This window comes from Nonomuraea rosea, from assembly GCF_039539705.1.
Classification (GTDB): Bacteria; Actinomycetota; Actinomycetes; order Streptosporangiales; family Streptosporangiaceae; genus Nonomuraea; species Nonomuraea rosea.
In genome coordinates this window covers 127,489-145,618 of record NZ_BAABDQ010000028.1, presented here as the reverse complement: position 1 = coordinate 145,618, position 18,130 = coordinate 127,489, and the positions used below count along the sequence as shown (strand labels likewise).

General features: G+C 69.6%; 17 protein-coding genes. 8 read left to right on the top strand and 9 right to left on the bottom strand.

What is annotated here, in order from left to right; genetic code table 11:
* Positions 1-6 precede the first annotated feature (6 nt).
* A complete protein-coding gene (locus tag ABEA43_RS45065; RefSeq protein WP_345572180.1) occupies positions 7-612 on the bottom strand; it encodes a TetR/AcrR family transcriptional regulator in 606 nt (201 codons plus the stop codon).
* Positions 613-758: 146 nt separating this feature from the next.
* Between ABEA43_RS45065 and ABEA43_RS45060 the strand changes: the two genes are divergently transcribed.
* From ABEA43_RS45060 to ABEA43_RS45030, 7 genes are all read left to right on the top strand, one after another.
* The gene (locus ABEA43_RS45060) at positions 759-2,015 is read left to right on the top strand and encodes a glycosyltransferase (protein ID WP_345572178.1); all 1,257 of its coding nucleotides are present in this window, start codon (positions 759-761) and stop codon (positions 2,013-2,015) included.
* A 29-nt stretch (positions 2,016-2,044) separates the two neighbouring features.
* Complete coding sequence (locus ABEA43_RS45055) at positions 2,045-3,442, top strand: aminobutyraldehyde dehydrogenase (protein WP_345572176.1); 1,398 nt, start codon at positions 2,045-2,047, stop codon at positions 3,440-3,442.
* 177 nt (positions 3,443-3,619) lie between these two features.
* Positions 3,620-6,946, top strand: a complete 3,327-nt coding sequence (locus ABEA43_RS45050) for a sensor histidine kinase (protein ID WP_345572174.1) — start codon at positions 3,620-3,622, stop codon at positions 6,944-6,946.
* On the top strand, positions 6,943-7,365 hold the full coding sequence (locus tag ABEA43_RS45045; RefSeq protein ID WP_425570490.1) for a roadblock/LC7 domain-containing protein: 423 nt from the start codon (positions 6,943-6,945) through the stop codon (positions 7,363-7,365). The genes ABEA43_RS45050 and ABEA43_RS45045 overlap by 4 nt, the downstream gene beginning before the upstream one ends.
* A gap of 21 nt (positions 7,366-7,386) precedes the next feature.
* Positions 7,387-7,791, top strand: coding sequence for a DUF742 domain-containing protein (locus ABEA43_RS45040; RefSeq protein ID WP_055507219.1), 405 nt, complete (start codon positions 7,387-7,389; stop codon positions 7,789-7,791).
* The gene (locus tag ABEA43_RS45035; RefSeq protein WP_345572171.1) at positions 7,772-8,350 is read left to right on the top strand and encodes a GTP-binding protein; all 579 of its coding nucleotides are present in this window, start codon (positions 7,772-7,774) and stop codon (positions 8,348-8,350) included. Before ABEA43_RS45040 ends, ABEA43_RS45035 begins: the two co-directional genes overlap by 20 nt.
* Before the next feature lie 159 nt (positions 8,351-8,509).
* Positions 8,510-9,922: a glycoside hydrolase family 6 protein gene (locus tag ABEA43_RS45030; RefSeq protein WP_345572169.1), complete on the top strand. Its 1,413-nt coding sequence runs from the start codon at positions 8,510-8,512 to the stop codon at positions 9,920-9,922.
* 197 nt (positions 9,923-10,119) lie between these two features.
* Here ABEA43_RS45030 and ABEA43_RS45025 read toward each other — a convergent pair whose 3' ends face one another.
* From ABEA43_RS45025 to ABEA43_RS45015, 3 genes are all read right to left on the bottom strand, one after another.
* A complete protein-coding gene (locus ABEA43_RS45025) occupies positions 10,120-10,848 on the bottom strand; it encodes an SAM-dependent methyltransferase (RefSeq protein WP_345572167.1) in 729 nt (242 codons plus the stop codon).
* Between the two features lie 88 nt (positions 10,849-10,936).
* Positions 10,937-11,485 carry a YdeI/OmpD-associated family protein gene (locus ABEA43_RS45020; protein ID WP_345572165.1) on the bottom strand — a complete coding sequence of 183 codons (549 nt, stop codon included), beginning with the start codon at positions 11,483-11,485 and terminating at the stop codon, positions 10,937-10,939.
* Positions 11,482-11,889, bottom strand: coding sequence for a VOC family protein (locus tag ABEA43_RS45015; RefSeq protein WP_345572163.1), 408 nt, complete (start codon positions 11,887-11,889; stop codon positions 11,482-11,484). Before ABEA43_RS45015 ends, ABEA43_RS45020 begins: the two co-directional genes overlap by 4 nt.
* A gap of 86 nt (positions 11,890-11,975) precedes the next feature.
* Between ABEA43_RS45015 and ABEA43_RS45010 the strand changes: the two genes are divergently transcribed.
* A complete protein-coding gene (locus tag ABEA43_RS45010) occupies positions 11,976-12,908 on the top strand; it encodes a helix-turn-helix transcriptional regulator (protein ID WP_345572161.1) in 933 nt (310 codons plus the stop codon).
* A gap of 64 nt (positions 12,909-12,972) precedes the next feature.
* Here ABEA43_RS45010 and ABEA43_RS45005 read toward each other — a convergent pair whose 3' ends face one another.
* The 5 genes from ABEA43_RS45005 to ABEA43_RS44985 all read right to left on the bottom strand — a co-directional run bounded on the left by ABEA43_RS45005 (position 12,973) and on the right by ABEA43_RS44985 (position 17,904).
* Entirely contained in the window at positions 12,973-13,743 is a 771-nt protein-coding gene (locus ABEA43_RS45005; RefSeq protein ID WP_345572159.1) for an ABC transporter ATP-binding protein, read from the bottom strand.
* A gap of 169 nt (positions 13,744-13,912) precedes the next feature.
* Positions 13,913-15,142, bottom strand: a complete 1,230-nt coding sequence (locus ABEA43_RS45000) for a flavin-dependent oxidoreductase (protein WP_345572233.1) — start codon at positions 15,140-15,142, stop codon at positions 13,913-13,915.
* A gap of 61 nt (positions 15,143-15,203) precedes the next feature.
* Positions 15,204-16,094 carry an ABC transporter permease gene (locus ABEA43_RS44995; RefSeq protein WP_345572157.1) on the bottom strand — a complete coding sequence of 297 codons (891 nt, stop codon included), beginning with the start codon at positions 16,092-16,094 and terminating at the stop codon, positions 15,204-15,206.
* Positions 16,091-16,906 carry an ABC transporter permease gene (locus tag ABEA43_RS44990; protein ID WP_345572155.1) on the bottom strand — a complete coding sequence of 272 codons (816 nt, stop codon included), beginning with the start codon at positions 16,904-16,906 and terminating at the stop codon, positions 16,091-16,093. The genes ABEA43_RS44995 and ABEA43_RS44990 overlap by 4 nt, the downstream gene beginning before the upstream one ends.
* Positions 16,903-17,904, bottom strand: coding sequence for an ABC transporter substrate-binding protein (locus ABEA43_RS44985; RefSeq protein WP_345572152.1), 1,002 nt, complete (start codon positions 17,902-17,904; stop codon positions 16,903-16,905). The genes ABEA43_RS44990 and ABEA43_RS44985 overlap by 4 nt, the downstream gene beginning before the upstream one ends.
* Positions 17,905-18,130 lie beyond the last annotated feature (226 nt).

The window sequence follows — 18,130 nt, the reverse complement described above, 5'->3', positions numbered from 1 at the left end:
GGCCGGTCAGAAGTCCAGGTCGTTGCCCGTGACCGTGCGGGCGTAGGACAGGATCAGCTCGGCCGCCTCCTCGGGGCCGATCAGCGGGTGCCTGGCCGTGATGCGGTAGCCGTACGCGTCCTCCAGGGCCACCAGGTTGCGCGCGACCGTCACCGAGTCGGCCGTCAGCGCGAACACCCCCAGCGCGGCCCCCGTGTCCAGGATCGACTGGTACATCGACACCTGACGGTCATAGAGCGAGGTGAGCAACACGCCATAGACCCTGTTGCGGCCGGCGGCCCCGCCCAGCTCGTTGAGCAGGCGCACGTCGGGATCGAGCGGCCCGGTGGGCAGGCCCGACCTGATCGTGACGACCAGCTTCTCGGCCGGGCCGGTGATCGTGGCGAGCCGGCGCATCCGCTGCTCGTAGAAGCGCTCCATGCCCGCGTGCTGGGCTTCGACCAGCAGCTCGGCGAGGTCGGGGTAGTGGTAGAGGACGGCGCCGGAGGTCAGCCCGGCCTCCTCCGCGACGTGCGAGAGCTGTACACCGTCTATGCCGTAGCGGATGATGGCCCTGCGTGCGGCCTCGATCAAATCGATGCGCCGGTCACTACGGCTTTTACGCTGCGCCACCCTCACGACCTTCACTCATTGGCATGCCATTCAGTTAGCCGTGACCATAGTGCCCGTAACTTGACCATCCCGCTAGACAACTTTTTGAATTCCTCTTCAATTTGATGAGCTTCCCCGGAGTCTCGATGTCTCTCACCATCCTGTTCATGCCTGAAAGCGCCTACGGCCCGACCAACAACTGCATCGGCGTCGGCGACATCCTGCGTCAGCGCGGCCACCGCGTCGTCTTCGCCGCCGAGGCCTCGTGGAAGGGCAAGCTCGAAGCACTCGGCTTCGAGGAGGACCTGGTCGACCTGGCGCCTCCGCCCGAGAACGCCGAGGCCGAGGAGCAGGACCCGGGCCAGTTCTGGAAGGACTTCATCCGCGAGACCGCGCCTGAATACCGCAAGAGCACCCGTGAGCAGCTCGAGACCGTCACCAAGCCGATCTGGGCCGAGCTGATCGACGGCGCGAAATACTGCGAGCCCCAGCTCAAGGCCATCATCGAGCGGGTGAACCCGGACGTGATCGTCGAGGACAACGTGATCACGTTCCCGGCGCTGCTGACGGCGGGCAAGAAGTTCGTCCGGATCGTCTCCTGCAACCCGCTTGAGGTGCGCGGCGAGGGCGTCGCGCCGGTCTTCTCCGGCCTGCCCGCCGACGACCGCTCCGAGTGGGAGGCCTTCCGCGCCGAGTACGACCGCACCCACCGCGAGCTCTGGACCGCCTTCAACGAGTGGAGCGTCGAGCAGGGCACCGAGCCGCTGCCCGACCTCGACTTCATCCACGAGGGCGACCTGAACCTCTACGTCTTCCCCGAGCTCCTCGACTACACCGGCGCCCGCCCGCTCGGCGCGAACTGGCACCGGCTCGACTCCTCGGTCCGTGAGACGGACGAGGACTTCACGCTGCCCTTCAAGGGCAACGAGGGCGCGCTGATCTACTTCTCGCTCGGCTCGCTCGGCTCCTCCGACGTGGAGCTGATGCAGCGGGTGATCGACGTGCTGGCCACGACGCCGCACCAGTACATCGTCTCCAAGGGCCCGCTGCACGAGGAGATCAAGCTGGCGGACAACATGTGGGGCGCGGAGTTCCTTCCGCAGACTAAGATCATTCCTCTGTGTGACGTGGTCATCACCCATGGCGGCAACAACACGACCACCGAGGCGCTGCACTTCGGCAAGCCGATGATCCTGCTGCCGCTCTTCTGGGACCAGTACGACAACGCCCAGAGGGTCAGCGAATTGGGTTATGGTGTCAGGCTTTCGACCTATACCTTCACGGACGAGGAACTGACGGGAGCGGTCACGCGGCTGCTCGGTGACCACGAGATGCGCGCGAGGCTCGCCGCCGCGGGCGAGGAGATCCGGCGTCGCGACGGCCTGCGCAAGGCCGCCGACCTGATCGAGCAGCTCGGCAAGTAGCACAACCCCCTGAGAGATGAAGTAATCCGATGCGTGAACTGATCAACCCCGCCACCGGGCTCCCGTGTGCCGAAATTCCGGATACGCCGGTGGAGGGTGTGGCGTCGGCCGTACAGGCGGCCCGTGGCGCGTTCCAGGAGTGGTCGCAGACCACTCCGGCCGAGCGGGCCCGGCTGCTGCTGCGGCTGGCCGACCTGGTGGAGGCCGACGCCGACGAGCTGACCAGGCTCGAGGTCGAGGAGACGGGCAAGCCGGCGGCGGTGTTCAGGGACGGCGAGCTGCCGTTCGCCGCGGACAACCTGCGCTTCTTCGCCGGCGCCGCCCGCTCGCTCGAAGGGTCGGGCGCCGGGGTGTTCAGCCCCGGCTACACCTCGGTCATGCTGCGCCGTCCCGTCGGGGTGGTGGGGTCGATCGCGCCGTGGAACTTCCCGTTCGTCATGGCCGTCTGGAAGGTCGGACCGGCGGTGGCGGCGGGCAACGCGGTGGTGATCAAGCCGGCGCCGCAGACGCCGCGCACGACGCTGCGGCTGGCCGAGCTGTTCGCCAAGGCGGGCGCGCCCGAAGGGCTCGTACAGGCCGTCACGGGCGACGCGGCCGTCGGCCAGGCCCTGGTCACCGACCCCGGCGTGGACATGGTCAGCGTCACGGGCTCGACCGAGACCGGCCGGGCCGTGATGACCGGCGCCGCCGCCACGCTCAAGCGCGTCCATCTGGAGCTCGGCGGCAAGGCGCCGGCGCTGGTCTTCGAGGACGCCGACCTGGCGGAGATGGCCCACGGGGTGGCGATGGGCGCCACGTACAACACCGGCCAGGACTGCACCGCCGCCACCCGCGTGTACGTCGCCCGCGAGGTGTACGCGGAAGCGGTCGAGGCGATCCGGGCAACTCTTGCCAACATCACCGTCGGCGATCCCTGGGACCCCGCGACGGACATCGGCCCGCTGATCTCCGCCGCGCACCGGGACCGGGTGCACGGGTTCGTCTCCAGGGCGAATGGGCGGGTTCTGCACGGAGGTGTGCCGATTGACGGACCTGGCTACTTCTATCCGCCTACCCTTGTGAGCGACGTCGCACAGGAGAGTGAGATCGTCCAAGGTGAACTTTTCGGGCCCGTCCTCGTGGTCCTGCCGTTCGACGGCGAGGACGAGGCGGTCAGGCTCGCCAACGACACCCGCTACGGTCTCGCCTCGTCTGTGTGGTCGCGTGACGTCTCCAGGGCCATGCGCGTCTCACATCGGCTCGATGTGGGCGTGACCTGGGTCAACGACCATCTGCCCATCGCCAGTGAGGCGCCGCACGGCGGGGTGAAGGGCAGCGGCTTCGGCAAGGACATGAGCCAGGAGGCGGTGCAGGAGTACTCGGTGACGCGGCACCTGATGGTGAAGCACGCGGCACCGGCCGAACGGGATTCGTTCCGGCCCGCCTGAAAACGTGTACGGCGAAATGCACCGTGAAGTGACCCTTTGGGTGCATGTGATGGGATATGTTCGGTTGGCCGATCTGGTACGGGTTGTGTTCCAATTACCCAGCCGGACAGAATCCCATGCGCCACACGCGTGTCTGATTTCTTTCGAGCACGTACCGGCGAGAGGTTGCGAGACTCAGTGAGGACGAAAGACCCCCGGCACACGAGGTCAGGGGAGTACACAGGCGGACGGTTCCGGCTGGGCAACTGGCGTGTGCGCTCCAGGCTGGTCGCGCTGATCCTCATCCCCACCGTCGTGGGTGTGCTGCTCGCCGGCGTGCAGCTGGCCAACGCCATCGGCACCAGCGCCGAGTACCGCCGGTTGACCCAGGTCGCCGAGCTGGTCCAGCGCATCGGCGCCCTCGACCACGAGCTCGGCAAGGAACGCACGCTCACCGCGTGGTACGTCGCCGACCGCACCAAGAGCCAGCGCTTCGTCCAGCTCAAGACGCAGCGCCAGGCGACCGACTCGGCCAAGAAGCAGGTGCTCACCTCCGCCGCGAGCATCGACGCCGCGTACTCCACCCGAGTCCGCGAGGGCGTCGAGAACATGCGCCGCTGGCTCGACGGCCTCGACAGCCTGCGCGACTCCATGGTCGGGAGCGTGCCGCCGCGCGCGGCCATCAGCACGTACACCACGATGATCGACGTCTTCTCCGCCATCCAGGGCGACCTGGGCGACGGCGTCAGCGACGACGCGCTCCAGGGTGACGTGGCCGCGCTCGGATCGCTCCAGCGGATGAAGGAGGAGGTCTCGCGTCAGCAGATCATCCTCATCATGGTGCTGGTGCAGCGCAAGCTCGACAGCGACGACTGGGCCAACTTCCTGGGCTCCTGGGACAAGCAGCAGGCCGAGCTGGCCTCCTTCGAGCTGGAGGCCGACGCCAAGGACCTGAAGGCGTACCAGGACGGGGTCAAGGGCCTGCAGGTCGACCGCGCCGACGCCATGCGGCAGCGCGCGCTCGCCCAGGTCCGCGAGTTCAACCGGATCAAGGACCTCGACGTCACCACCCACCGGGACCTCAGCCTCTGGTTCGACAGCACCACCGCGACCGGCAGCGCGATGCGCAAGGTCGAGGACAGCCTGGCCACCAAGATCGTGGCCACCACCCGGGACCTGAGCGACACCGAGCAGCGCACCGCCATCATCTCCGGCGCGCTGATCCTCGTCCTGCTGCTGCTCGTCCTGATCATCACCACCCGCGTGGCCGGATCGCTGGTCCGCCCGCTGCGCCGGCTGCGCGCCGAAGCGCTCCAGGTGGCCACGAGCCGGCTGCCCGAGACCGTCCGCGTGCTGCGCGAGTCCGGCGAAGGCGCTCAGGTGCCCGAGGTGCCGTCGGTCGGCGTCAACACCCGCGACGAGATCGGTGAAGTGGCGCGGGCGTTCGACGAGGTCCACCGCGAGGCGATCCGCCTGGCCGGCGACGAGGCCAAGCTGCGCGCGAACGTCAACTCGATGTTCGTCAACCTCTCCCGTCGCAGCCAGACCCTGGTCGAGCGGCAGCTGCAGCTCATCGAGGGCCTGGAGCAGGGTGAAGAGGACGAGCAGCGGCTCTCGAACCTGTTCAGGCTCGACCACCTCGCCACCCGCATGCGCCGCAACAGCGAGAACCTCCTCGTCCTCGCCGGCCAGGAGGCCGCGCGCAAGTGGAGCGAGCCGGTGCCGCTGGTCGACGTCGCCCGCGCCTCGCTGTCCGAGGTCGAGAACTACGAGCGGGTCCAGATCCAGATCCCGTCGGGCACGCTGATCGTCGGCCCGGCCGTCACCGACGCCGTCCACCTGCTCGCCGAGCTGATCGAGAACTCCATCTCCTTCTCGCCCAGGGAGAGCAAGGTCCAGGTCGCCAGCACCCCCGTCGAGGGCGGCGTGCTCGTGTCGATCAACGACCTGGGCATCGGGATGAGCCAGGAGGAGCTGTCGGAGGCCAACTGGCGCCTGGCCAACCCGCCCGTGGTCGACGTGTCGGTCTCGCGGCGCATGGGCCTGTTCGTGGTCGGCCGGCTGGCGCTGCGGCACGGCATCCGGGTGCAGCTCAGCATGCGGGAGACCGGCGGGCTGAGCGCGCTGGTCATGATGCCCGACATGCTGATCAGCGGCGGTCCCGGCACCCAGCAGGGCGGCCAGTACGAGGCGTTCACCACGTTCGACCCGAGCATGTTCACGCAGCCGTCGCAGAACGGCTCGGGCACCTACCCGTCGGTGCCTCCCATGGACACGCCCGACCGGGTGGTGGACACGCAGTGGCCGGGGTCGCTGCCCGCGCCGGGGACCGGCAACTGGCCGGCCTTCGGCGAGCAGGCGCCCGCGTTCGGCGAGCAGCCCGCGGCCCAGCAGCCGTTCGGTGAGCAGCCGTACAACGAGCAGCCCCATGGCGAGCGGCCGTTCGGTGAGCAGCCGTACAACGAGCAGCCCTATGGCGAGCGGCCGTACGCCGAGCAGCAGCCGCAGGGCGCGCAGGACGATTCGCGCTGGCCGTCCTTCGCGGGCGAGCCGCCGGCCGTGCCGCAGCAGCCCTTCGCCGAGAACCGGTGGCCCTCGTTCGCCGAGGAGCAGCCGGCCGAGCCCGCGCCGTCGCCGTTCGCGGACAACCGGTGGCCGTCGTTCGCCGAGCAGCCGCCGCCGCTCCAGGAGGGCGAGCCGCGCTGGCCGTCGTTCGCGACGGAGCCGCCACCGCCGCAGCAGCAGGAGGAGGAGCCGCGGTGGACGTCCTTCGCGGACCCGGCGCCGCGCAGGTCGCTGTTCGACGCGGAGGAGCGGCCCAGGGCCCAGTTCGGCGAGCAGTACCAGTCGCCGTTCAACGAGGAGCTCAAGCCCGCCGACCAGTTCGAGCAGAACGGGCAGACCACCTACGGCCCGTTCGGCCCGGGCGACTACTCCTCGCAGGACATGACCGGCCCGCTGCCCGTGGTGCGCAGCTCGCCCATGGAGGAGCCGGGCGAGGAGTTCCTGCCGATCTTCTCGTCGGTCGGCTCCGACTGGTTCCGGCGGCCGGACCCCGAGCAGATCAGGCCGGCTTACGAGCCGTACGAGCCCGAGGCCGCACCGGAGATCACCGCCGTGCACCCGGCCGTGCCCGCCGAGCAGCCCCCAGCCGGGCTGCCTCCGGCCGCCGCACACGGGACGCCCGCCGCGGGGACGACCAGCAGCTCGGGCCTGCCGCAGCGCAGGCCGGGCGCGTCGGGCGCCGGGGCGACCTGGTCCTCGCCCGCGGACTCCGGCTTCCAGGCCGCGCAGGCCGCCGCGCAGCCGGCCCAGGGCGGCACGACGCAATCGGGCTTGCCGCGTCGCGTTCCCAAGGCCAACCTGGTCCCTGGCACGGCGAGCCTCGCCGAGCCCCAGGCCCTATCGTCACCGGCGCCGCAGATCTCACCTGAGCGGTTGCGCAGCCGGCTCTCCAGCTTCCAGCAGGGTGTCAGGCAAGGCCGGGCGTTCACCCGCGGAGACGAAAATGAGGAGGACAAATGAGAGAGATGAGCCAGGGAGCGCGCGGTATCAGCTGGCTGATCACGGACTTCGTGAACAACGTGCCAGGCGTCGCTCACACGGTAGTGGTGTCGTCTGACGGGTTGCCACTGGCCTTCTCCGAGGGTTTTCCCAAGGACAGGGCCGACCAGCTCGCCGCGGTGGCCTCGGGTGTGATCAGCTTGACCCAGGGCGCCGCGCGGGTTTTCGAAGGCGGTATGGTTTCGCAGACCGTTATCGAGATGCAGCGTGGGCTCCTGATGATCATGTCGATCAGCGACGGGTCCTGTTTGGCGGTCCTGGCGGCCCCCGACTGCGACATGGGTCTGGTGGCCTACCAGATGACCCTGCTGGTCGAGCGGGCAGGTCAGGTGTTGACTCCGGCCGTACGCGCTGAGCTGCAAGCGACCCGCCCTCGCTAGCCCGGGGGGTGACAGGAGAACATGGTGTCAGGTCAGGGTTGGGCTGGTGATAGCACTCCGCCGCATCCGGCGGCTCCCCGTCCGCAGAAGCCGAGCTCCCTGGTACGGCCCTATGCCGTGACCGGGGGGCGTACCGCGCCTCGGATGAAGTTCGCCATGGAGGCTTTGGTGTCCTCCGTGACGTCGGAATACCAAGACATTTCCCTACTAAGTCCGGAGTATCAGGCGATCATCCAGCTGACCCGGAACGTCAGGTCGGTTGCTGAGATCTCCGCCCTTTTACGCCAGCCTCTTGGTGTGGTCCGGGTGCTGATCGCCGACATGGCGTCGGAGGGCCTGATCCGCGTGCACCAGCCTGCGCTGGACGCGGGAAAGCCGGACCTCAACTTGCTCGAAAGGGTGCTCAGTGGACTTCGCAGGCTCTAGCCCCGGCCTAACCTCGACGAAGATCGTCGTGGCCGGAGGCTTCGGCGTGGGGAAGACGACATTCGTAGGAGCGGTCTCGGAGATCCTGCCGCTCACCACGGAAGCGGTGATGACGGACGCCTCCGCGCACGTCGACGACGTCTCCCTCACTCCCAACAAGACGACCACGACCGTCGCCATGGACTTCGGCCGCGTCTCGCTCGACCGTGACCTGATCCTGTACCTGTTCGGGACGCCCGGGCAGCACCGGTTCTGGTTCATGTGGGACGACCTCGTACGCGGGGCCATCGGCGCGGTCGTGCTGGTGGACACCCGCCGGCTGGCCGACAGCTTCCCCGCCATCGACTATTTCGAAGAGGCGAAGCTGCCGTTCGTGATCGGCATCAACGGCTGGGACGGCCAGTTCGCCCACGCGGAGGACGAGCTCCGCGAGGCGCTGTCGATCGGCGGGCACACCCCGATCGTGCGGCTGGACGCCCGGGCGCGCGACTCGGTCAAATCCACCCTGATCACGCTGGTGGAACACGCTTTGACCCGCCACATGCATACGCCCGTGTAACCGGGCCGACGGCGGCTCCCACCCTCGCCCGGCCTGGGGGGTGGTGAGCCGCCGGCGTGAACGCCGGGCGAACTCGCATGGACGACCTGTGCCGGATCCCTTGACCGCGGGAATCACCGTCAGTAATGATCAACGGCGACCCCGCCGAAAGGTGATCACGTGCGATTCCGCAGAACCGCAGCTTTATCCGCCGTCCTCACGGCCGTCCTCGTCCTTCCGCAGCCCGCATCGGCTGCCGCCCAGCTCATCCAGAACGGCGCTTTCACCACCTCCACCAGCCCATGGGCCGCCATCGGCCAGACCACGGTCACGGCCGAGGCCGAGCGCATGCGGGTGGACGTCAAGGCCGTCGTGGCCAACCCGTGGGACGCCATGGTGGCCGCCCCCACCACGGCCGCCCTGAACCCCGGCAAGAGCTACACGCTCTCGTTCGACGCCTACTCCACGCTCGCCTACCGGGCCCGCACCACCGTCCAGTACACCGCCACGCCGAGCAGCAACCAGTCGCTGTCCGCCGACGTGCAGCTGACCACGGGAAGCAGGCGGTACAGCATCCCGTTCGTGGCGGCCACGGCCACCACGAGCACGGCCGCCGAGGTCACCTTCCAGCTCGGCGGGTCCGGCGGCACCCCGGTGGTGCGCTTCGACAACGTCTCGCTGATGGAGACGCAGACGACCCGCCCGACGGCGCTGTTCGTCTACAACCAGTCGAACCCGGCCAGGTGGGCCGACCAGAACTCCGGCACGACCGCGGACGCCATCAGGGCCGGCATCGCGAACAAGCCGATCTTCGAGTGGTTCGGCGGCTGGTTCGGCGACCTCACGCTGGCCGTGGACCGCTACGTCGGAGCCGCGCAGGCCGCGGACCGGCTGCCGATGCTGGTGGCCTACAACATCCCGAACCGGGACGCCTGCGCCACCCAGTCGAACGGCGGGGCGGCGGACGCCGCCGCGTACCACAACTGGATCACCGAGTTCGCCAAGGCGATCGGCAGCCGGCACGCGATCGTCGTGCTGGAGCCCGACGCGGTCGCCGCGGCCGGGTGCCTGGTCAAGATCGGCAAGGACCCGGAGGAGCAGTACCGGATCCTGGCGGACGCCACGCAGGTGCTGCGCGACCAGGCCCCGAACGCCTGGGTCTACCTCGACGCCGGCAACGCCACCTGGATCAAGGCGGCCGACATGGCGCCGCTGCTGGTCAAGTCGGGCATCGCCACCACGCGCGGGTTCTCGCTGAACGTCTCCAACTACATCACCACGGCCGACAGCGAGACGTACGCGGTCGCGGTCAACTCTCACCTGTCCGGCACGGTGGGCGCCAAGAAGTACGTGATCGACACCAGCAGGAACGGCAACGGCCCCTACGTCGACTCGACGCCTGAGGACAACTGGTGCAACCCGCCGAAACGCAAGCTCGGGACCGCCCCCACGCGGCCGGCGAGTGGCGCCGAGTTCCTGCTCTGGGTCAAGGTGCCGGGCGACTCCGACGGCGCCTGCGGCATCGGCGGCACGACCCCGGCCGGTACCTTCAGCCCCACCCTGGCCCTGGCCCTGATCAACGGCAGCCCGTGACGTTGATCAGCTTCACGACGTTGACCAGCGTCCGATCGTGAAGCTGATCAACGGGATTTCGTGACGTCGGTCAGCGGCATGCCATGCCGCTGACCGGTGGCTTCTTCTGACGCGGCCCCGTCACGCGTGCCGCTGACCGGCGGCTTCTGACGTGGCCCGTTACACGTGCCGCGGACCGACGCTTCTGACGTGGCCCGTCACATGCGCCGGAGCAGCAGGGTGACGAAGCCGAGCACGTCGCGGTAACCGTTGAGCCAGATGTCCCGATGCTCCCGCATGGCGGCCAGGGCCTGCTCGCCGTCGGGGCCCGGGTTCGCGGCGGCCCAGCGGGCCAGGGTGCCGGTCCAGGACCATTCGTACTCGTCCCACTCGGCCAGATCGCTCACGTGGGCGTAGACGGTCAGCCAGCCGCCGGACTCCGCCTGGGCCACCGTACCGGCCAGGTCGGGGTAGGTCCCGATCGCCTCGGCCAGCTCGGGGCTCGGCGGCCGGGCCCAGAAGCCCTCCCCGATCAAGGCCAGCCCGCCGGGTTTGACGAACCTGGCGACGGTCTCCATCGTCTCCTTCAACCCGCCGAACGCGTGCGTCGAGCCCACGCAGAGGACCAGGTCGTACGGCTCGGCGGCGGCGAAGTCCGCGGCCGGCATGAGGTGCGGCGACAGCCGGTCGGACAGGCCGCGCGCGGCGGCGGCGCGCTCCGCCGACGACACGGCGTGCTCGGAGTAGTCCACGCCGTCCGCCACGGAGGACGGGACGAGCTCCAGCGCACGCAGCGACCACTCGCCCTCGCCACAGCCCAGATCGAGGATCCGCGCGCCTTCGGGCAGGGCTGCCCTGAGCAGCAGCCGGTCAAGGTTGGCCGGCGTGATGGGCGCCGCGATCGGGTGGTCGCCGTGGGCGATGGCGCTGAGCCGTTGTCTGTCCATCCGTCCATCCTCCCGGCCTCCGCAACCCCTTTACCCAGGCCCGCGACGGGAAGCCCGCCCGCCATTGAGCGATGAGGTCTGTGCGCGGCTAGGACGACGGGCTCAGGAGGCCGGAGACCGTTTTCTCCAGGCGGGCCGCGCGCCCGGCCGGGGTCCGCGCCTTCAGCAGCGGCAGGATCAGCAGGTAGCGCCCCGTCTTGTCGAGCGACGCGAAGCGGGCCGCCGCCGGCGGCCTGGCCGCCAGGGCGGCGGCCAGGTCGGGCGGGACGGTCGCGTCACGCTGGGCCGCGTAGGCCGCCGCCCACCGTCCGTCGCCCTGGGCCGCGGCGACCTCCGCCAGGCCGGACGGCCGCATCCGCCCGGCGGCGGTCAGCGCCTCCACCCGCTCGACGTTCTTCCGCGACCACGGGCTGCCCTTGCGCCGGCGCGAGTACCGCTGCAGGTAGCAGTGCTCGTCCAGGGACCTGCGCCGGCTGTCGATCCAGCCGTGGCACAGCGCCACCTCCAGCGCCTCGACGATGGTGAGCGTGGTGACGGGGGAGCCCTTCTTGGCGATCATCAGCCACGCGTCGTCCTCGTCCTCGTGGTGCCCGGCCAGCCACGACTCCCATGCGGCGGCGTCCGCGAAGTGCATCATCGGTCCAGCATCTCCAGGTAGTGCACGTTGTACATGACGCCCAGCACGTTGCCGAACGGGTCGATCACCGAGGCGGTGACGAACCCAGGCCCGCGCTCGGTGAGCGGCATGTGCGGCGTGGCGCCCAGCGACAGCAGCCGGTCGAGAGCGGCCTGGACGTCGTCGACGTGCCAGTGGACCACCGCGCCCCCCGGAGTCGTGGCCGTGCCGGGCGGGGCGTAGCTCCGGTCGATCAGGCCCAGCTCGGCCTGGTGGTCCCCGATCCTGAACTCCAGGTAGGCGGCCGGCTGCCCGTCACCGGGACGCTCGAAGTACGGCTCGACGCCGAGCAGCTCGGCGTACCATTTCCCGGCCGCGGCCACGTCGTCGGCCCAGATGTTGATGGTGGCGGGTCCTCGCAGCATGTCTGCTCCTTCGTTTGCGTTCTTTCCCGTACGTTATGAGCTGTTGAGGAACGTACGGTTCCTCAACGTCGGGCAGAATGCGGAATATGTTAGAAACCTCGGTCCGGCTCCTGCGCCTGCTGTCCCTCCTGCAGTCGCGTCCCGACTGGCCGGGCGGCGAGCTGGCCCGGCGGCTCGACGTGACCACCAGGACCGTCCGCAACGACGTCGAGCGGCTGCGCATCCTCGGCTACCAGATCCACTCCACCACCGGCACGGCCGGCGGCTACCGGCTCGGCGCGGGCGCGGCGCTGCCCCCGCTGATCCTGGACGACGAGGAGGCGGTGGCCGTGGCGGTCAGCCTGCACGCGGCCGCGGCCGGCACGGTGTCCGGCATCGAGGAGACCTCGCTGCGCGCCCTCACCAAGCTCCAGCAAATGCTGCCGTCACGGCTGCGGCACCGCATCGACGCCATGGACGCGGCCACCGTGTCGGTCGCGGGGCGCGGCCCCACGGTCGCGGCCGAGACGCTCACCGCCATCTCGGCCGCCATCAGGGACCACGAGCAGCTGCGTTTCGACTACCGGGGGCACGACGGCACCGAGGCCACGCGGGCCGCCGAGCCGCATCGGCTGGTCTACACCGGCCGCCGCTGGTACCTGCTGGCCTGGGACACCGGCCGGGCCGACTGGCGTACGTTCCGCGCCGACCGCATCCGCCTCCGCATCCCGAACGGCCCCCGCTTCACCCCGCGTGAGCCTCCGAGCGACGCGGCCACCCACGTCGTGCGCGGCGTCGGCTCGACGGCCTGGCCGTATCAGGCGCGCGTGCACCTGCACGCCCCGATGGAGCGGCTTTCCGAGATCCTGCCGCCGACCGTGGGCCTTCTGCACGACGACGGGGTGCTGGAGACGGGCGGCGAGACGCTGCACAACGTGGCCGCGTTCCTGGGCACTCTCGGCGTGCCCTTCACCGTCCTGGACCCGCCGGAGCTACGCGACCTCCTGCACAGCCTGGCCACCCGCTACGCGAACGCCTGACCCCATAACGCGACTGGACGCCGCCGAGAATGCCGGCGGCGTCCAGCGGAAAGCCGGGAACGACCTATACGGTCGCGTGACCGCGGACCAGGCGGCCCACCTCGGCGCGGAGGTGGACGAAGTCGGGGTGCTCGCGGGTCGTGATCTGGTCACGCGGGCCGGGCAGACTCACCTTGAGGTCGCCCACCACGTGCGCGGGCGCCTTCGACAGCACCACCACGCGGTCGCCCACGTAGACGCTCTCGTCGATGTCGTGCGTGATGAGCACGATCGTCATCTGGTGGTGTCCGCGGACCTTGAGCACCAGGTCCTCCAGGTCCTCCCGGGTCTGCGCGTCCACCGAGCCGAACGGCTCGTCCATCAGCATCAGCGTCGGCCGGTAGGCCAGCGCCCGCGCGATCGCCACCCGCTGCTGCATGCCGCCCGAGAGCTGGAACGGGTATTTGCGCCCCGCCCCCGACAGGCCCACCGAATCCAGCGCCTCCTGGGCGGCCTCGCGGCGCTGGCGCTTGTCCATGCTCTTGCGGCGCAGCGGCAGCGCCACGTTGTCGGCCACCGACATCCACGGGAACAGCGAACGGCTGTAGTCCTGGAACACCACGGCCAGGTTGTCCGGCGTCTGGCGGACGAGCTCGCCCTCGACCCTGACCTGCCCGCCCGTCGGCGTGATGAGACCGGCGATCGACCGGAGCAGGGTCGACTTCCCGCAGCCCGAGGGCCCGACGATGCACAGCAGCTCGCCCTCGGCGACGCTCAGGTTGAGGCCTTCGATGGCGTGGTGCGCGTTCGGGCTGCCGCCACCGTAAACGTGGGAGAGGTTGTCTATCTCGAGCATGGAATTCCTAGGGGGCGAGACCGCGGACAACACGGCGACAAGGTCAAAGCCGGAAATCACTCTATCGGAGTGGGAAAAGCGGGACATGTCAGTCAGGTAAACCTCTTCAGGGCGCGATCTTACTCTCGGGACTTCGCCACTGTCATTGCTCTGACGGGTATACCCGCGCTCAGCGGACACTCCACGACTCCCGCGTGTTCAGTGCGCGCACGTCCGCGTCCGAGATGCGGCGCTGCGCGGCCGCCATGCCGGCCAGCTCCTGCTCGGTCAGCACGTCCGCGATGTCGCAGAACCCGCCGGGCGCCCGCTCGGTCACCAGCCTGATCGTCTGCTCGATCGGCAGCGCCCGGTGCGCCAGCACCAGCGCCGACGTGGGTGGCCGCCGCTCCTCCTCGTACGCCGCCAGCGCCCGAGCCGGATCCCCGTCCGTGGCCAGGCATCTGGCCAGTACCCGGGCATCGAGGACGGCCTGGGAGCCGCCGTTGGACCCGACGGGATACATGGGGTGCGCCGCGTCCCCGAGCAGGGTCACCCGCCCCTCGCCCCAGTGCGGCAGCGGATTCCGATCCACCATCGGATATTCCAGGATTCGTTCGGTGGCGGTCAGCAGCGCCGGGATGTCGGCGAGCGGGTATTTCCAGTCCGCGAAATGCACGGCCACGTCGTCCAGGCTGCCCGCGCGGGACCAATCGGCCTCCGGAACGGCTCCCGGCTCGGCCACCTTCACTTCGGCCACCCAATTGATCAGCCGGGGTTCACGGACCGAAATGTGATAAGTCACGAATTTGCTGGTCGCGTTCGACCCGCCGGCCAGCACCGTCGCCCCGTCCAGGATCGGCTCGCCCCGCGCGACCCCGCGCCACATCCTGATCCCGTCCCACAACAGCGGATCGCCGGCCGGATCGTGCAGCCGGGCGCGTACGGCGGACTGCAGCCCGTCCGCGCCGACCAGCACGTCCACCCGCTCCCGCAGCACCCGCCCGCCCTGCCGCAGGGTGACGCTCACCCCGTCGCCGTCCTGCTCGAACCCCTCGAACCTGACCCCTGTGCGCACCGGCCCGGCCCGCTCCTCGACCGCCGCGAGCAGCGCCATCTGCAGCTCGCCCCGGTGGATGCTGTACTGCGGCCACCGGTAGCCGGCCGCGCGCCCGCGGGGCAACGCCAGGATGACGTTGCCGTGCCGGTCGGCGATCGTCATGAAGCTCGTCTCCACCCCGAGCTCCGCGAGCACGTCGTCCAGCCCCAGCTCGCTCAGCTCGCGCACGGCGTGCGGCTGCAGGTTGATGCCCACGCCGAGCGGCCGCAGCGGGCCGGCCGCCTCCACCACGACGCACTCCAGCCCGGCCGCGTGCAGGCTCAACGCCGTGGTGAGCCCGCCGATGCCGCCACCCACGATCATCGTCCGCACGACGCCCCCATCGGATGAGAAGATCATCGGCCCCGCGAGGTCGACGGGGACGCTAGCCGGCCGTCTGCGTGGCGGCGTGGTGCCAGGCCAGCACGCGGCGCTCGACGATCAGGAACACCTCGTTGAGCAGGTAGCCCAGCACCCCGAGCAGCACGATCGCGGCCCACATGGCGGGCAGGTCGAACGTCGAGTAGGCGTCGGTGAGCTGGAACCCGATGCCGTTCGTGGTGCCGGGCAGGAGCTCGGCGAACACCATGACGATCAGGGAGAGCGACAGCGCCAGCCGCAGCCCCGCGAACATCTTGGGCAGCGCCGACGGGAGGACCACCCGGATCAGCCGCTCGGCTCTCGACAGCCGGAACACCTGGCACGTCTGCAGGTGCAGCGGCTCGACGGAACGGGCGCCGTCGGCGGTGTTGAGCAGCACCGGCCACACGATGCTGAACATGATGAACGCCAGCTGCATCCGCAGCCCGAACCCGAACACCACCAGGAAGACCGTCACCAGCGCGGGCGGCGGGATCGCCCGCAGGAACTGCAGCACCCCGTCGAGATAGTCGTACGTCCTGGACGACAGCCCCAGCGCCAGCCCGAGCGCCACCCCGGCCAGCGCGCCACCGGCGAACCCGGCGGCCATCCTGCCCAGGCTCGGCAGGATGTTGTCCACGGCCAGGTCGGTCAGGAACAGCCTGCCGGGCGGGCCGGAGAACCACATCGCGTGCATCCGCGTCACGATCGTGCTGGGCGGCGGGAAGAACGTGCTGCCCGCCACCCTCGTCGCCGCCTCCCAGACGGCGACGAGCACGACCAGCACCAGCCACCGGAACGCCGCCGCGCGCAGGCGGCCCCTCCGGCGCCGGACGGGGGCCGGACGGTGCTTGCCCGGTGTCCCCGTGGCAGCCCTTGTGGCATCTCTCGTGGTGATGCGAGCCGAGGTCTTCATCCCTGCTCTCCCAACCGCGCGTGGTGCCAGCGGAACGCCCGGCGCTCGCCGGCGACCAGGAGCGCGTTCACCAGGACCCCGAACAGGCCCACCCAGAACACCCCGGCCAGAATGTCGGTCATCCGCGCGGGCACGGCGATGCCGGCGAAGAAGATGAACACGCCGATGCCCTCGCCCCGCCCGGCCACGATCTCGGTGCTGACGGTCAGGATGAGCGCGACCCCGGCGGCCAGCCGGAACCCGGTCGTGATGAACGGCGCCGACGACGGCAGGGACACGCGCAGCAGCACGGAGAGCCGGCCGAAGCCGTAGGACCGCAGGGTCTCCTTGGCCACGGGGTCGACGCCGCGCAGACCGTACATCGTGTTGTAGAGGATGGGCCACAGCGAGGCGTAGACCACCAGCGTGACCCGCAGTTGCAGGCCCGTCCCGATCACCAGCGCCACCAGGGGGATGAGCGCCACCGACGGGATCGGCCGCAGGAACTCCACCACCGAGCGGGTGGCGGCGTCGATGATCGGCACGCTGCCGAGCAGCAGCCCGAGCGGCACCGCGAGCACGGTCGCGAGCCCGAGCCCGATGGCCCAGGCCAGCAGGCTCGTCAGGGCGTGCGCGTGGAAGAGGGGGTCGGACATCAGGGTGATCGCGCGCCCCACGATCTCCGTGGCGGGCGGCAGGATCTCGGGATCGACCAGGCCGGTGCGGCTGAGCAGCTCGATCAGCGAGGCGAAGGCGAGGGCCCCCGCCGCCCGGCGTGACCAGCGCGTGGCGCTGGTCGCCGGGCGGACGGGCGCCAGGCTCTGAGCGCTCACCCGGAGGTGGTGGGCGACATCAGCGACTTGACGTCGATCGCCTTCATGAGCCACTTGGCCTCCAGCATCCAGTCGGCCACCCGCTGGAGGCGGACCGGATTGTCGTTGCTGGAGAAGAACGGGAACGTGACGGTCGCCGCCGTCGCCGCGTCGATCTGCGTGAAGGTCGGCAGCACCTTGGCCACCACTTCACGGTTGTTCTCCATCAGCTTGGCCGCGTTGTGGATGGCCCGCTGGAAGGCCGCGGAGACCTTCGGGTTCTTGTCGTACCACTCTTGTGTGCTGACGTAGCCGGAGATCGGGAACTCCGCCGCGGGTCCCGACGCCGGGTCGAGGATCTTGCGCGCGCCCATCGCCGAGGTGGCCGCCGTGACCATCGGCTCGCCCAGGTAGGCGGCGTCGATCTGGCCGCCCTTCCAGGAGGACATGATGTTCTGGAACGTCACCGGGACGTATTTGATCGTGCCCGGATCGACGTTGTTGGCCTTGAGCACCTGGGTCAGTGCCAGCTCCTGGAAGTTGTGCAGGACGTTCACGTTGATCGTCTTGCCTTCGAGGTCCTTGGCCGTCTTGATGGGGGAGCCGGGCAGAGCCATGATGCTGAGCGAGTCGGGGGCCGCGCGAGAGCCCTCGGCCAGGATGCGCAGCTTCAGTGCCTGCTTGTCGTGCGCCGCGAACATGGACACGTAGTTGCCGAACATGGCGTCGATCTCGCCGTTCAGCAGCATGGGGATGGCCTCGGGAGCGGCCTGGACGACCTGTGGCGTGACCTCCAGGCCCTCCTGCTCGAAGAGCTTCTGATCGATGGCCACGTAGAGGGCGGCACTGTCGATGGCCGGCAGGGTTGCGATCTTGAGCTTTGTCTTCTCCAGGCCACCGCTCGCGGATGCGGACGGCGGGGCGCTGGCGGTCGTAGTTCCGCCGCTGCTGCACGCCACGGCGCCGAGTGTGAGAGCGAACCCGATGATGGCGGCCCTGGCGGGACGGCCAAGCCTCATGTCAGGGACTCCCTTCAGATGGAGCCAGGGGGGAACCGGGTGGCTTCTGCTCCCGGGGGCTGTGTGCCTGACGCACAACAGGGCTTGACCGTAGCACCAAATGGCCGGTCTTTATCGCGAAGCTCACACTTGTGGTTGCAATGTCTAGGTGCCGCTATATCGTGAAAATTTAAGGACCTGCAAGAATCCCGATGTTTGTCCGTTTTGGGAAAGGAGGTAGCGGCGA

Bases quoted from the DNA above. Each gene is read 5' to 3' on its own strand.
- ABEA43_RS44985 (WP_345572152.1), bottom strand. From the start codon at position 17,904: ATGAGGCTTGGCCGTCCCGCCAGGGCCGCCATCATCGGGTTCGCTCTC.
- ABEA43_RS45055 (WP_345572176.1), top strand. From the start codon at position 2,045: ATGCGTGAACTGATCAACCCCGCCACCGGGCTCCCGTGTGCCGAAATT.
- ABEA43_RS45000 (WP_345572233.1), bottom strand. From the start codon at position 15,142: ATGATCGTGGGTGGCGGCATCGGCGGGCTCACCACGGCGTTGAGCCTG.
- ABEA43_RS45045 (WP_425570490.1), top strand. From the start codon at position 6,943: ATGAGAGAGATGAGCCAGGGAGCGCGCGGTATCAGCTGGCTGATCACG.
- ABEA43_RS45020 (WP_345572165.1), bottom strand. From the start codon at position 11,485: ATGATGCACTTCGCGGACGCCGCCGCATGGGAGTCGTGGCTGGCCGGG.
- ABEA43_RS45025 (WP_345572167.1), bottom strand. From the start codon at position 10,848: ATGGACAGACAACGGCTCAGCGCCATCGCCCACGGCGACCACCCGATC.
- ABEA43_RS45005 (WP_345572159.1), bottom strand. From the start codon at position 13,743: ATGCTCGAGATAGACAACCTCTCCCACGTTTACGGTGGCGGCAGCCCG.
- ABEA43_RS45010 (WP_345572161.1), top strand. From the start codon at position 11,976: ATGTTAGAAACCTCGGTCCGGCTCCTGCGCCTGCTGTCCCTCCTGCAG.
- ABEA43_RS45040 (WP_055507219.1), top strand. From the start codon at position 7,387: ATGGTGTCAGGTCAGGGTTGGGCTGGTGATAGCACTCCGCCGCATCCG.
- ABEA43_RS45015 (WP_345572163.1), bottom strand. From the start codon at position 11,889: ATGCTGCGAGGACCCGCCACCATCAACATCTGGGCCGACGACGTGGCC.
- ABEA43_RS45060 (WP_345572178.1), top strand. From the start codon at position 759: ATGCCTGAAAGCGCCTACGGCCCGACCAACAACTGCATCGGCGTCGGC.
- ABEA43_RS44995 (WP_345572157.1), bottom strand. From the start codon at position 16,094: ATGAAGACCTCGGCTCGCATCACCACGAGAGATGCCACAAGGGCTGCC.